Here is a 13,288-nt window from a genome sequence, read left to right on the forward strand (position 1 = left end):
CCATGATAGTGTAATAATTTTATTGAATGATTAATTCAGATTCTCTAATACTTTGGCGCCCATAGCGTCGGTGCCCATAATGCAATCGTTCACGGTATGTTTATTGGCGATATCCATAGTTCTGAAGCCTTGTCTGAGCGTAGCTTCCACTGCCTTGATCACGCGTTGTGATTCTGTTTTCAGGCCAAAGGAAATATCCAGCATAAGAGCGGCAGATAAAATAGAAGCCAGCGGATTGGCAATGCCCTTGCCGGCAATATCATGCGCAGATCCGTGGATAGGCTCATAAAAACCGGTGCTGTCGCCAACGGAGGCAGAGGCCAGCATACCCATTGAACCGGCTATCTGCGATGCTTCATCGGTAAGGATGTCGCCGAACAGGTTACCGGTAACCACCACATCAAAGCGTTTTGGATCTTTGATGAGCTGCATGGCGGCATTGTCGATGAACATATGTTCTGTTTCCACATCAGGATATTCTTTTGCTACTTCCTGTATTACTTCCCTCCACAGGCGGCTTGCTTCCAGTACGTTTGCTTTATCCACAGAGCAAAGCTTTTTGCGGCGGGTGCGTGCAGCTTCATATGCTTTACGGGCAATACGCTCCACTTCATAACGATGATAGATCATCAGGTCGGAAGCCGTGTTACGGTCGGCAGTCCTTACCTTTTCACCGAAATATACATCACCGGTAAGCTCGCGGAAAAAGAGGATATCGGAACCACGGAGTATTTCAGGTTTAATGCTGGATGCTTCCAGCAGTTCATCAAATAACTTTATCGGGCGGAGATTTGCATACAATCCCAGTTCTTTCCTGATCTTCAGCAAACCTTGTTCTGGCCGTACTTTCAGGGTAGGATCGTTATCATATTTAGCATGACCGATAGCGCCGAACAGGATAGCATCAGAGTTCCTTGCTTTCTGCAGTGTTTCTTCAGGCAGCGGATCTCCGGTGGCTTCAATGGCTACGTGGCCCATAATACCTTCTTCAAAGGTGAAAGTGTGATGATAATTTTTGGCTATCGTTGTCAGCACTTTTTGTCCCCATGCCGTCACTTCCTGTCCGATCCCATCTCCGGGTATAACTAGTATTTTCTTCTCAACGCCCATATCTGTTTTTAGCTTTTAGTATTTAGCTTTTTGATGGTTAGAAATTATATGTTCTTGTGGATTCGTATTGTTCTATTTCCTTACGGAGGCTCAGCAGGTAATCGATATCATCGTACCCGTTGAGCAGGCATGTTTTTTTGTACTGGTTAATATCGAAGCTTTCCTTTTCGCCGGTGCTGACAATTTTTATGAACTGGTTTTCCAGGTCCACTTCCAGCTGCGCTTTAGGATCGGCTTCAATGGCCTTAAAGATACGGTCCAGGAAGCCATCTGACACCTGGATGGGCAAAATAAACGTATTAAGGGCGTTATTTTTGAAGATATCTGCAAAGAAGCTGCTTACCACTACTTTAAAGCCGGCATCTGCAATGGCCCATGCAGCGTGCTCCCGGGAAGAACCGCAACCAAAGTTTTTACCGCCTACCAGGATCTGGCCGCCGTAAATGGGATTATTCATTACAAAATCAGCCTTCGGTGTATTATCGGCGTTATAGCGCCAGTCGCGGAACAGGTTCTCCCCAAAGCCCTCGCGGGTAGTAGCTTTCAGGAAGCGCGCCGGGATGATCTGGTCTGTATCTATATTTTCAATGGGTACAGGTACCGCAGCCGAAACGAGGTGTTGAAATATTTTACTCATGTTGATTTTCCAGTTTAAATTTTTGTGGCGGCCACTCTCAGGCGCACATAATCTGCATACAATTCGCCGTTCTTCATCAGGTGCGGCGCCAGTTCATGCTGCACCTGCTGCAGGATGGCGTTTTTATCTTTCTCTGGTACCCCGGCAAAAAAGTGGGCGCCAAACATTTCCAGCCAGTCGATGATGCCTGTTTCCGGGTTCACCAGTTTAGACGGGCGGTCAAAAAAGTGCACCCTGTCTATTTTAAAGCCTTCCTTTTCCAGGAGAGTAGCGTATGCCGCCGGGGAAGGGAAATACCAGAACGGTTCGTAGGTATAGCCCCGTTGCTGCATGGCCTTTTCCAGGTAAGTAAGGATCTGCTGCACATTGCCCTGGCCTCCCATTTCAATTACCAGCCGTCCGCCTTTCTTCAGGTGTGCATACATCCGGCTGATGGCTTTTTCCTTTTCGCGTACCCAGTGAAGGGTAGCATTGGAGAAGATCCCGTCGAACTGTTGTGGCAGGGAAAACGTAGTAGCATCGGCCACTTCAAAGGTAATACCCGGGAAGTGCGCGCGGGCGCTTTCTATCATGGCGGCGGAAGCGTCTATCCCGGTTACAGTGGCGCCTTTTTGCGCCAGTTGCGCGGTAAGCTCTCCTGTACCACAGCCCAGGTCCAGGATATTTTCCCCGGATTGCGGCTGTAACCAGTCGATCAGGCTGTTGCCGTATTCAAACACAAAGGCGTGTTTTTCCTTGTATAAATCCGCGTTCCATTGATCCATAGCTTTCGGCTTTATTATGCTCTCCTTATATTAATTGTCTTACATCTGTTACCTTACCTGTAATCGCTGCGGCTGCCGCAGTGAGCGGGCTGGCCAGGAAGGTCCGGGCATTAGGGCCCTGGCGGCCTTCAAAGTTACGGTTGGAGGTAGAAATGCAGTACATACCTGCAGGCACCTTGTCTTCATTCATAGCCAGGCAGGCGGAGCAACCAGGTTCACGCAGCTGGAAACCTGCTTCTGCAAATATTTTGTCGATGCCTTCTTCCATGGCCTGGGCTTCTACCTGTTTGGAACCGGGCACGATCCATACCACTACATCGTCTGCTTTATGTTTGCCTTTCACAAAATCTGCTACCAGGCGTAAATCTTCAATGCGGGAATTGGTACAGCTGCCAATGAATACATAATCCACTTTTTTACCCAGCAGTTCAGCACCGGGTTGCAGGTCCATATATTCCAGTGACTTTTTGAAAGAAGGTCTTTCTTTTTCGTCGAGCTGCTCCAGGGCCGGGATGTGGCGGGTAACGCCCATGCCCATACCGGGATTGGTGCCATAAGTGATCTGCGGTTCTATATCGGCGGCATCGAAGCTGAGCACCTTGTCAAATTCGGCGTCGTTGTCGGAATACAGGGTTTTCCAGTATTCCAGGGATTTGTCCCAGTCCGCTCCCTTGGGTGCAAATTCGCGGCCTTTGATATAATCGAAAGTGATTTCGTCGGGAGCGATCAGTCCACCGCGGGCGCCCATCTCAATACTCATATTACAGATGGTCATACGGGCTTCCATGCTAAGGCTGCGGATCGCTTCCCCTGCATACTCCACGAAGTAACCGGTAGCGCCGGAGGCGGATATTTTGGAGATGATATAAAGAATGATGTCTTTGGAAAGTACGCCCTTGCCCAGTTTGCCATTTACTTCGATCTTCATCCGCCTGGGCTTGTATTGTAATATGCACTGGGTGGCCAGCACCTGTTCCACTTCGGAGGTACCGATACCAAAGGCAACCGCGCCAAAAGCACCGTGGGTACTGGTGTGGCTGTCGCCGCAAACGATGGTCATACCCGGGAGAGTAATGCCCAGTTCAGGTCCTATTACATGTACAATGCCCTGGAACCGGTGGCCCAGTCCATACAACTCCACGCCAAACTCGGCAGTATTTTTAGTGAGCATTTCCACCTGGTGGCGACTCAATGCTTCTTTAATGGGCTGGTCCTGGTGCAGGGTAGGTACGTTGTGATCGGCGGTAGCACGGGTTTTAGCCGGGCGGAACACGGGGATACCGCGCTTACGGAGCCCGTCAAATGCCTGGGGGCTTGTTACCTCATGAATAAAGTGCGTGTTGATGTACACGGCATCGGGATGCCCCGGCTTGCTCACCACGATGTGGCTGTCCCAGATTTTATCAAATAACGTTTTTCCCATCCTTTTGCTTCCTTTTATAATTGTTTATACCTTCAAATCTAATGGTCATTAATTAATTGCCATATCGCTAAATTTGCTTTAATTACAACCTTTAAACACGACCGATATACACTAATACACTGTTTATCAATTATTTATAAGATTTTAATAACGATGCCCAACAGTCAAAGTGATGCATTATTCATATTAATAAAAACCTTAACAAAAGCAGAAAAACGCAATTTTCAGCTGGCGTTCAATAAAAACAACACCAAAGAGGACGTACTTTTTATCCAGCTGTTCAATACGCTGGACAAAATGAAGGACTACGATGAAGAGCAGATCCTGAAGAAAATAACCGATATCAAAAAGCAGCAGCTGTCTAACGTAAAAGCACATCTTTACAAACACCTGTTGTCCAGCCTGCGGCAATTATACAAACAAAAAGACCCCCTGATCGACCTGCGCGAGCAACTGGATCATGCGCGGGTGCTCTATAATAAAGGACTGTATAACCAGAGCCTGAAAATACTGGCCAAAGCCAAAACCATGGCGCTGGAACAGGAGGAGGTAATGCTCACCTATGAAATTGTTGAGTTCGAAAAACTGATTGAGTCCCGCCATATCACCCGGAGCCTGGAAAACAGGGCGGAGGTGCTGAGTGCGGAGTCCAGGCAAATTGAGCAGCAGCTTACCAATATCAGCCGGCTCTCTACCCTTTCCCTGCGGATGTATGGCCTGTACCTGAAGCTGGGCCATGCGCGTAACGAGCGCGACGCTGAAATGGTGAAGTCCTTTTTTGAAAGCCAGTTGCCGGCGCTGCAACATGCGCACATGAGCTTTTACGAAAAAGTGTATATGTACCAGGCATCGAGCTGGTACTACTATATTTTGCAGGACTTCGTGATGTATTACCGCTATACGCAGAAATGGGTGGACCTGTTCCGCAAATACCCTTCGCTGCAGCAAACAGATATGGACCTGTATATTAAGGCGCAGCATAACCTGCTCACGGCGCATTTTTACACTTCCAATTTTGAAAAGTTCAAGGCGGCACTGACTGACCTGGAAGAGTTTATCCGCGATAACCAGGATAACTTCCACGAAAACACCCGCACTTCAGCGTTTGTATACCTGTATACCGCGAAAATAAACCGTTATTTCCTGGAAGGCACGTTCAGCCAGGGTTTGGCCATGGTGCCCGAACTGGAAACAGAGATCAGCAGGCATACCCTGAAAATAGACCAGCACCGCGTGCTGGTGTTCTATTATAAGATTGCCTGTTTATATTTTGGTAGCGGCGATAACAATAAAGCCATCGTTTATCTTAATAAGATCATCAACTTAAAGATCGGCAACCTCCGGGCAGATATCCAGTGCTTTGCCCGTATCCTGCACCTCATTGCGCATTATGAACTGGAGAATTACAGTCTGGTAGAATACCTGATCAAATCTGTTTACCATTTCATTTCAAAACACAAGGATCTTGGTCTGGTGATGGAAGAGATCATGAAATTCCTCCGCCGTTATATTTATGCCAATCCCAAAGCATTGCGTAATGCCTTTGTGGACCTGAAAGACCGGCTGGAACAGATTTCAGAAGATCCGTATGAACGCCGTTCCTTCCTTTACCTGGATATTATTTCCTGGCTGGAAAGTAAGATAGAAGGTATACCGGTACAGGAAGTGATCCACCGGAAATTTGTGAATAAAGAGAAACGCATTTAAATAAAAATACGAGCATATGTCTGCCGAAAAACACTATCATTTTGTTGCCCTCTCCGGCAGTTTACGGAAGGGTTCCTACAACACCATGGCCCTGAAAGCGCTGCAACAGCTGGCGCCTTCCAACATTACCGTTGAACAGGTATTCTTTGATAAGATCCCGATGTATAACGCCGATCTGCATACAGAGCAATTGCCGGAAGAAGTGGTGCCGCTGGTGCATAAGATAAAGGAATCCGATGGCGTGATCATCGTTTCACCGGAGTACAACTACTCCATACCCGGCGCGCTGAAAAACGCTATAGACGTGGTTTCCAGGCACCCGGACAAACCATTCAGTGAAAAAGCGGTGGCTATTGTGGGCGCATCACAGGGGCAGATCGGTACAGCAAGAATGCAATATCATTTACGCCAGGTAATGGTATTCCTGAACGCATTTGTGATCAATAAGCCGGAGATCATGATCAGCAACGCCCAGCATAAGTTTGACGAAAACGGTAACCTTACCGATGAGTTCCTGATTAAACAACTGCCGCTGCTGCTGCAATCACTGGCACGGCTGAGTGATAAAATGGGTCATGAACCTGCTTCTATATAAGGTTCATAAGTACGGTATTTTGTAAAGAAGATGATGGCCGACGCTGTCTGCAACAGCAGTACAGCCGGCCATTCATAATGACCAAGCACCATGAACAGTACAATGAAAGAAGTAAGCATGGTATAACGTACATGCACCTCCGGGTTCATTTTCGGGAAAAACAGCATGGTACGGAACAGGATCAGTAATGACAATGCCGTGCAGAAAACCGTTATCAGCCCCCATGGCGTTGTTTTCGTATATGCGTTAACGCTGATGATGATCATCTCCGGTAAAAAAGTAATTACATACACGCCCATCAGCCGCATATAGTGGGAGAACAAACTAACGGGAAGGTTCTCCATAAAATTGAGATAGGTATCATCAAATGCGCGGTGATGCACCATCAGCTGCATATGCGTAAGCACGCTGATCATCACGCCCAGCTGCAGCCCGCGCAGGTCAAAATAATCTCCCCTTGTCATAATCAGGAAAGTAAGCCACAACACGCCGGCAGATACCAGCTTGGTGCTCACAATGCGGCGGGGAAAGTTGGTAAACAGTTCATACAGGAAAAACAATACCGGCGGTTTTGTAAAATGCCGGTTAAGCCACCGCTGCAGGTGCCCGGTAAAAAAGATCACATCAGGTTGTTCCAGTTTTCTTTCATATAACGTTAACGGCCATATGCAGTTAGCGATGTTTATAACAGTGATGATGGCGGCCTGCGCATAATATCCCTGCCGGATGGCTACTACCAGTGTAATGGCTACATATACCAGTACCGGCATATAGATGGCTGTATGAAGTCGCAGCCATATCATGCGGCGGGCAGATTTATCGATACTTCCCATGGTGGGATACAGGAAATCATATCCCTGCAGCTGGAATGTTTTCAGCATAAAGCCCACGCATTTGAGCGCGTAGGAAGTCCACAGCAGCAGCACCAGGAACAGGAAGGTATAGTTGCCCAGGAAGCCGAGCATCAGCCCTTTGTGATAAGCCAGGAGGTTGGCGCCGTTCACTACCCCGAAAAGGAGGTAAAACAGTACCAGGAAGAAGCCTGTATTCTGAATATAGAACCGTTGTGTAAATATTTTGCCAAGTATCGCGGAGGTGGTACGCATATCAGCTGAGCGTAATGTTTTTATGAGCTACTTTCAGTGTGCCCGTTACCGTTAATTCTTCCGCATCCAGCGGCTGGTGGGAAGTGATACAAAAAGAAACGCCTTTGGCGCTGTATTCCCGGATCAGGTCGTATAAAACCGCCAGTGCGCGGGTATCTATGGTGATCAGGGGCTCGTCCAGCAGGATGAGGGCCGGGGTACCGGTAAAGGCCAGCAGCAGGGACAATTTCTTCAGCATCCCGCTGGAATAGCTGCTTACCGGGTTATTCACAAAGATATGCACACCCAGTTTTTCACTGATGGCCTGTATATCCTCAGGGTTGCCGCCTTTGGTATTGAGATAAAGCTGCAGCAGATCGCGGCCGGTGAGGAACGACGGGTAAAGCGGCTCCGCTTCCGCGTAGTTGATCAGGCGGCGGAACTGTACCGGGTGGTGCCGGCTGCTCACCTTTCCCTGGAGCAGGATCTCCCCTTTAAAGGGGATCAGGCCTGCCATCACCTTCATACAGGTGGTTTTACCGGCGCCGTTCTCCCCCTGCAGCCAATAGATACCGGCAGGCAGCTCCAGCCGGGCAATATCCAGGATAGGTACTTCCTGGTAATTTTTCTTTACTGCATGCAGGGTTATAACCGGTTCGGACATATGAAAATGCTTAAAAGTGTAAATATGAAAAATTAACGCATATATATCTACGGAAGGCCATCTTTTTAACAAAAATTTTCCTGGCACATTTTTCTACTGATCATCATTCATTTAGCCGTAACAGTTAAAAAAATAATCATATAAGCCAGATTTTTGCAGTAGCCCTTTCATATACAAAGGATATCGCATATGCACAAGGTGCAAAACCCGTGAAACACGCTATGCCACTATGGTTTTATTAAGCTCCCATTTCTTTTCCACACCTGTTAGTAACTAATATTATGCTGGCTAAGCGGGATGCTTACATTTGTAATCCTGAGCGTATGGATTTTAGGAAACGGTGATGTTGAAATATGATTTGAGGGAAACAGGACAGTGAGATTTCAGTAATGCTGACCCCAGGAAGAAAAACCAAAAACCTTCGACAGTACCCATAAAATAATTAAAGATGAGTAACGAGAATGAAATTCTTTTAAAAGAGAACAAGGACCGTTTTGTGCTATTGCCGATCAAATACCCGAAAATCTGGGAGCAATACAAAAAACATGAAGCGAGTTTCTGGACAGCAGAAGAAATAGATTTAAGCAGCGACCTTAAGGATTGGGCAGGCCTGAATGATGGAGAACGTCATTTCATTTCCCATGTACTGGCATTTTTCGCCGCCAGCGACGGGATCGTTAATGAAAACCTGGCTGTAAACTTTATGAGTGAAGTGCAGATCCCGGAAGCCCGTTGCTTTTACGGCTTCCAGATCATGATGGAAAACATCCACTCTGAAACATATGCATTGCTGATTGACACCTACGTAAAAGACCCCGCGGAAAAAGACCGCCTGTTCCATGCGATCGATACCGTGCCTGCAGTAAAGAAAAAAGCAGAATGGGCTTTACGCTGGATCGAGAACGGCACCTTCGCTGAACGCCTGGTAGCTTTCGCTGCGGTAGAAGGGATCTTCTTCAGCGGCAGCTTCTGCTCTATCTTCTGGCTGAAGAAAAGAGGCCTGATGCCGGGACTGACCTTCTCTAACGAACTGATCAGCCGCGACGAAGGCCTGCACTGCGAATTTGCCTGCCTGCTGTACAGCATGCTGGAAAATAAGCTGAGCGAAGAACAGGTACATAAGATCATCCGTGATGCAGTCACCTATGAAAAAGAATTTATTACAGAAGCCCTGCCGGTTGGACTGATCGGTATGAACGCTGAACTGATGTCGCAATACATTGAATTTGTAGCCGACAGATGGATCGCGGAACTGGGCTATACCAAGATATTTAATGCGTCTAATCCTTTCGATTTCATGGAAATGATTTCCTTACAGGGTAAGACCAACTTCTTTGAAAAACGTGTGGGCGATTACCAGAAATCCGGCGTAATGGGTGGTACTAAGGAATCACAGACATTCAGCCTGGAAGAAGATTTTTAAAAACATTTTGAATTACTAACCTCTTAAATTCACAAACCCATGTTCGTAATCAAAAGAGATGGAAGGAAAGAAGCAGTGAAGTTTGACAAGATCACTGCGCGCATTGAGAAGCTATGCTATGGTTTCAATACTGAATACGTAGATGCCATCGACGTAGCGAAAAAAGTAATACAAGGTTTGTATGATGGGGTAACCACCAGCGAACTCGACAACCTGGCTGCAGAAACAGCCGCATCCCTCACCACCAAACACCCGGATTATGCACTGCTGGCGTCGCGCATCGCAGTAAGCAATCTGCATAAGAATACCATCAAGTCGTTTTCCAAAACGATGAAGAAACTGTATGAATACATTGATCCCAAAACCGGCAAACCAGCAGCACTGTTGTCTGACGACGTATGGGAAATCATCCGGAAAAATGCAGAGATCCTGGATTCCAGTATCATCTACGACCGCGACTTTGCATTTGACTACTTCGGCTTTAAAACCCTGGAACGCTCTTACCTGCTGAAAACAGACGGTAAAGTACAGGAACGCCCCCAGCATATGCTGATGCGTGTAGCCGTTGGTATTCATAAAGAAGATATCGACTCCGCCATCAAAACATATAACCTGATGAGCGAGCGCTGGTTCACACACGCCACACCTACCCTGTTCAACGCAGGTACGCCAAAACCACAGATGTCATCCTGCTTCCTGCTCACCATGCAGGACGACAGCATCGAAGGCATTTACGATACCCTGAAACAAACCGCGAAGATTTCACAGAGCGCCGGCGGTATCGGTTTAAGCATTCATAATATCCGCGCTACAGGATCTTATATCAGCGGCACCAACGGTACCTCCAACGGTATCATCCCAATGCTGCGCGTATTCAATGATACCGCGCGTTATGTAGACCAGGGCGGTGGTAAACGTAAAGGCGCCTTCGCTATTTACCTGGAACCTTGGCATGCCGATATCTTTGAATTCCTGGATCTGCGTAAGAACCACGGTAAAGAAGAAATGCGCGCCCGCGACCTGTTCTACGCCCTCTGGATGCCAGACCTGTTCATGAAACGCGTGGAATCCAATGGCGACTGGTCATTGTTCTGCCCTCATGAAGCACCGGGACTGCACGATTGCTGGGGTGAAAAATTTGAAACCCTGTACGAACAGTACGAAAAAGAAGGACGCGCCCGTAAAACAGTAAAGGCACAGGACCTCTGGTTTGCCATCCTCGATGCGCAGATCGAAACCGGTAACCCTTACCTGCTGTATAAAGACGCCGCCAACCGCAAATCCAACCAGCAGAACCTGGGTACCATCAAGAGTTCCAACCTGTGCACTGAAATCATCGAATATACCGATGCTGATGAAGTAGCCGTTTGTAACCTGGCTTCCCTGGCGCTGCCACGCTTTGTAATTGATGGTAAATTTGACCACCAGAAATTATACGAAGTAACTTACCAGGCTACCCTGAACCTCAATAAGATCATCGATAACAACTACTACCCTATCGAAGAGGCAAGACGCAGCAACCTGCGCCACCGCCCTGTAGGACTGGGTGTACAGGGTCTTGCTGATGCGTTTATCCTGATGCGTTATCCGTTTGAAAGCGATGAAGCCAAAAAACTGAACAGCGAAATATTTGAAACCATTTACTTCGCAGGTTTGAGCGCTTCCAACGATCTCGCTAAAAAAGAAGGCGCTTACGAAAGCTTCCCGGGCTCCCCTGCCTCCAAAGGCATCCTCCAGTTTGATATGTGGGATGTAAAACCTTCCGCACGCTGGGATTGGGACAGCCTGAAGCAATCTATCATAAAAGATGGTATCCGCAATTCCCTGTTGCTGGCGCCGATGCCTACTGCGTCCACTTCACAGATCCTCGGTAATAACGAGTGCTTTGAGCCATACACTTCCAACATCTACACCCGCCGTGTACTGAGTGGAGAATTTGTAGTGGTAAACAAACACCTGCTGAAAGACCTGGTAGAACTGGGACTGTGGGATAATGACATGAAAACAAAGATTATTTCACACAATGGCTCTATCCAGAACATTGCTGAAATACCTGCCAATATTAAAGAACTGTACAAAACAGTTTGGGAAATCAAACAACGTAACCTCATTGATATGGCGGCAGACCGCGGCGCGTTCATCTGCCAGTCGCAATCACTGAACCTGTTCGTTGACACGCCAACTACCGGCAAACTTACCTCCATGCACTTCTACGCCTGGAAGAAAGGACTGAAAACCGGTATGTACTACCTGCGTACCCAGGCTGCTGCACAGGCCGTTCAGTTTACCGTAGAAAAACAAGGCGGCCAGCAAATCCAGCCAGTAGTTGCTACCGGCGGCAATGCAGAAGAAGAGATTGTGGTGGGTGCTGTTTGCACTATGGAAGAAGGTTGCGTTACCTGCAGTGCATAAGGGTTTATGTAAGTATAAATGCGGATCCCTGGCCAAAACGGCCAGGGATTTTTTTTGTGTATTAAAAAGGATGGTATCGCAAAATGCGATACCATCCTTTTTAATACCTCCTCCCCGGCTTCGTGGTACAAAATTCCTTACCCGCTATCTGCCTGATAAATATTTCAGGGGAAGTACCCAGGTAATGTTGAAAATCCTTGATCAAATGGCTCTGGTCATGATAACCGAAATCGTGGATAAGATCAAACCAGTCGATAGAAGCGGCCGTGTTATTTTCTATACTGCTGATCACCTGCTTGAAGCGAAGAAACCGCAACATTTCTTTAGGGGAGTATCCAACATATTTCTTAAACCGCAGTTGTACTGTACGTTCAGACAATGCCGCATCTGCCGCAATGGCTTTGGCCGGCTGTATCATCGGATCATTAAAATAATCAGCGCCATTCAGCAGCGGTTGCGCCCCTTCTTCTGCAGCATGTGCAGTGGTAGAAATATAATCCTTTAACAGGTCTACTCTTTCGGCTGAAGAATCACATCTTTTCAATACTTCCCACAGCTCCTGCATATCACCAGGATCATGCAGATCTTCTCCATCCAGCTCATCTACCGGCGCCTGGTACAGCCGGTAAAAACCATCCAGGTTAAATACCACGGCCAGCAGATCCACCCCCGGCAGCAACTCATAGTTCAACATCTTCCTTAAAGGGCCCAAAACAGCCACTTTCTCCACCTGTATACTTCCCAGTGCCGCAGCCGCAAAAGAGCACCTTACAGGGGCGCCAAAATTGAACAGCAACATCATTTCATAATTGGGAGAGAGATGCGCCACAGTAGTTGCGGCATCCCCGGCGGATTGGATCACATAAAAATGCTTCACAATATCCGACAATGGTGGTTCAACCCCGAAAAGTGTTCCTTCAACTGCCATAATAAGAAACGGTTAATTTTCTGTTTCCAGGTCCTCCGCCCTGAATCCCCATTCACTTAACAGGGACTGGTATTGCTCTTCAGGCAGGCTTTGCTGCTTATAATGCCCTGCAATGGTTTTCTGGCGCATAGCCTCATAAATGCTCACGGCACAAGCCACGGAGATATTCAGCGACCGGATAATACCCATCTGCGGAATAATAAAATTACCATCGGCCATCGCCCTGGCAGCATCACTTACGCCATTCTGCTCGTTCCCGAACACCAGCGCTACAGAACCGCTGAAATCAATATCGTAAAGACTTACCGCATCTGCGGCAAGATGAGTGGTGAGTATTTTATCGTATCGTTTACGCAACGCAGCAAAACAATCTGCTGCGTTATCAAAATCATGTATGGTAAGCCACTGCTTGGCGCTGCTGCTGCTCCTGTGGCCCCAGTTCTTTCTCCGCGGCGCTTTTGAGGTGATAATATAAATATCCTGTATGCCCACGGCATCGCATGTGCGCATCACCGCCGACACATTATGAGGGTCCTGCAC

12 protein-coding genes are annotated in these 13,288 nt (G+C 47.6%); 4 read left to right on the forward strand and 8 right to left on the reverse strand.

Annotated features, from left to right (window positions below; genetic code table 11):
- Nucleotides 1-30: 30 nt before the first annotated feature.
- The 4 genes from leuB to leuC are packed head-to-tail and all read right to left on the reverse strand — an operon-like array spanning nt 31 to nt 3,934.
- Nucleotides 31-1,110, reverse strand: coding sequence for a 3-isopropylmalate dehydrogenase (leuB, locus tag VIM72_RS26505; protein WP_332005833.1), 1,080 nt, complete (start codon nt 1,108-1,110; stop codon nt 31-33).
- 37 nt (nt 1,111-1,147) lie between these two features.
- On the reverse strand, nt 1,148-1,747 hold the full coding sequence (gene leuD / locus VIM72_RS26510; RefSeq protein ID WP_332005834.1) for a 3-isopropylmalate dehydratase small subunit: 600 nt from the start codon (nt 1,745-1,747) through the stop codon (nt 1,148-1,150).
- Between the two features lie 14 nt (nt 1,748-1,761).
- Nucleotides 1,762-2,511, reverse strand: a complete 750-nt coding sequence (locus VIM72_RS26515) for a methyltransferase domain-containing protein (protein ID WP_332005835.1) — start codon at nt 2,509-2,511, stop codon at nt 1,762-1,764.
- A 25-nt stretch (nt 2,512-2,536) separates the two neighbouring features.
- Entirely contained in the window at nt 2,537-3,934 is a 1,398-nt protein-coding gene (gene leuC, locus VIM72_RS26520) for a 3-isopropylmalate dehydratase large subunit (RefSeq protein WP_332005836.1), read from the reverse strand.
- Between the two features lie 153 nt (nt 3,935-4,087).
- Between leuC and VIM72_RS26525 the strand changes: the two genes are divergently transcribed.
- The gene (locus VIM72_RS26525; RefSeq protein ID WP_332005837.1) at nt 4,088-5,641 is read left to right on the forward strand and encodes a hypothetical protein; all 1,554 of its coding nucleotides are present in this window, start codon (nt 4,088-4,090) and stop codon (nt 5,639-5,641) included.
- A 16-nt stretch (nt 5,642-5,657) separates the two neighbouring features.
- Entirely contained in the window at nt 5,658-6,236 is a 579-nt protein-coding gene (locus VIM72_RS26530; RefSeq protein WP_332005838.1) for an NADPH-dependent FMN reductase, read from the forward strand.
- Here VIM72_RS26530 and VIM72_RS26535 read toward each other — a convergent pair.
- Nucleotides 6,215-7,342, reverse strand: coding sequence for a hypothetical protein (locus tag VIM72_RS26535; RefSeq protein WP_332005839.1), 1,128 nt, complete (start codon nt 7,340-7,342; stop codon nt 6,215-6,217). The genes VIM72_RS26530 and VIM72_RS26535 overlap by 22 nt on opposite strands.
- Nucleotide 7,343: 1 nt before the next feature.
- Complete coding sequence (locus VIM72_RS26540) at nt 7,344-7,985, reverse strand: ABC transporter ATP-binding protein (RefSeq protein WP_332005840.1); 642 nt, start codon at nt 7,983-7,985, stop codon at nt 7,344-7,346.
- 448 nt (nt 7,986-8,433) lie between these two features.
- Between VIM72_RS26540 and VIM72_RS26545 the strand changes: the two genes are divergently transcribed.
- Together VIM72_RS26545 and VIM72_RS26550 are read left to right on the forward strand one after the other, a co-directional pair.
- On the forward strand, nt 8,434-9,408 hold the full coding sequence (locus tag VIM72_RS26545) for a ribonucleoside-diphosphate reductase small subunit (protein ID WP_332005841.1): 975 nt from the start codon (nt 8,434-8,436) through the stop codon (nt 9,406-9,408).
- 39 nt (nt 9,409-9,447) lie between these two features.
- On the forward strand, nt 9,448-11,820 hold the full coding sequence (locus VIM72_RS26550; protein WP_332005842.1) for a ribonucleoside-diphosphate reductase subunit alpha: 2,373 nt from the start codon (nt 9,448-9,450) through the stop codon (nt 11,818-11,820).
- Between the two features lie 100 nt (nt 11,821-11,920).
- Here the strand turns inward: VIM72_RS26550 and VIM72_RS26555 are convergent, their stop codons facing one another.
- Both VIM72_RS26555 and VIM72_RS26560 read right to left on the reverse strand, forming a co-directional pair.
- Nucleotides 11,921-12,748: a helix-turn-helix domain-containing protein gene (locus VIM72_RS26555; protein ID WP_332005843.1), complete on the reverse strand. Its 828-nt coding sequence runs from the start codon at nt 12,746-12,748 to the stop codon at nt 11,921-11,923.
- Nucleotides 12,749-12,760: 12 nt separating this feature from the next.
- Nucleotides 12,761-13,288 (reverse strand): RNA methyltransferase (locus VIM72_RS26560; RefSeq protein ID WP_332005844.1); only part of this gene is annotated, 528 nt, incomplete at its 5' end.

The organism is Chitinophaga sp., from assembly GCF_036569185.1.
Lineage (GTDB): Bacteria > Bacteroidota > Bacteroidia > Chitinophagales > Chitinophagaceae > Chitinophaga.

Excerpts from the sequence above, each read along its gene's own strand:
- VIM72_RS26535 (WP_332005839.1), bottom strand. The coding sequence starts at position 7,342 with ATGCGTACCACCTCCGCGATACTTGGCAAAATATTTACACAACGGTTC.
- leuC (WP_332005836.1), bottom strand. The coding sequence starts at position 3,934 with ATGGGAAAAACGTTATTTGATAAAATCTGGGACAGCCACATCGTGGTG.
- leuB (WP_332005833.1), bottom strand. The coding sequence starts at position 1,110 with ATGGGCGTTGAGAAGAAAATACTAGTTATACCCGGAGATGGGATCGGA.
- VIM72_RS26525 (WP_332005837.1), top strand. The coding sequence starts at position 4,088 with ATGCCCAACAGTCAAAGTGATGCATTATTCATATTAATAAAAACCTTA.
- VIM72_RS26540 (WP_332005840.1), bottom strand. The coding sequence starts at position 7,985 with ATGTCCGAACCGGTTATAACCCTGCATGCAGTAAAGAAAAATTACCAG.
- VIM72_RS26545 (WP_332005841.1), top strand. The coding sequence starts at position 8,434 with ATGAGTAACGAGAATGAAATTCTTTTAAAAGAGAACAAGGACCGTTTT.
- leuD (WP_332005834.1), bottom strand. The coding sequence starts at position 1,747 with ATGAGTAAAATATTTCAACACCTCGTTTCGGCTGCGGTACCTGTACCC.
- VIM72_RS26550 (WP_332005842.1), top strand. The coding sequence starts at position 9,448 with ATGTTCGTAATCAAAAGAGATGGAAGGAAAGAAGCAGTGAAGTTTGAC.
- VIM72_RS26555 (WP_332005843.1), bottom strand. The coding sequence starts at position 12,748 with ATGGCAGTTGAAGGAACACTTTTCGGGGTTGAACCACCATTGTCGGAT.
- VIM72_RS26515 (WP_332005835.1), bottom strand. The coding sequence starts at position 2,511 with ATGGATCAATGGAACGCGGATTTATACAAGGAAAAACACGCCTTTGTG.
- VIM72_RS26530 (WP_332005838.1), top strand. The coding sequence starts at position 5,658 with ATGTCTGCCGAAAAACACTATCATTTTGTTGCCCTCTCCGGCAGTTTA.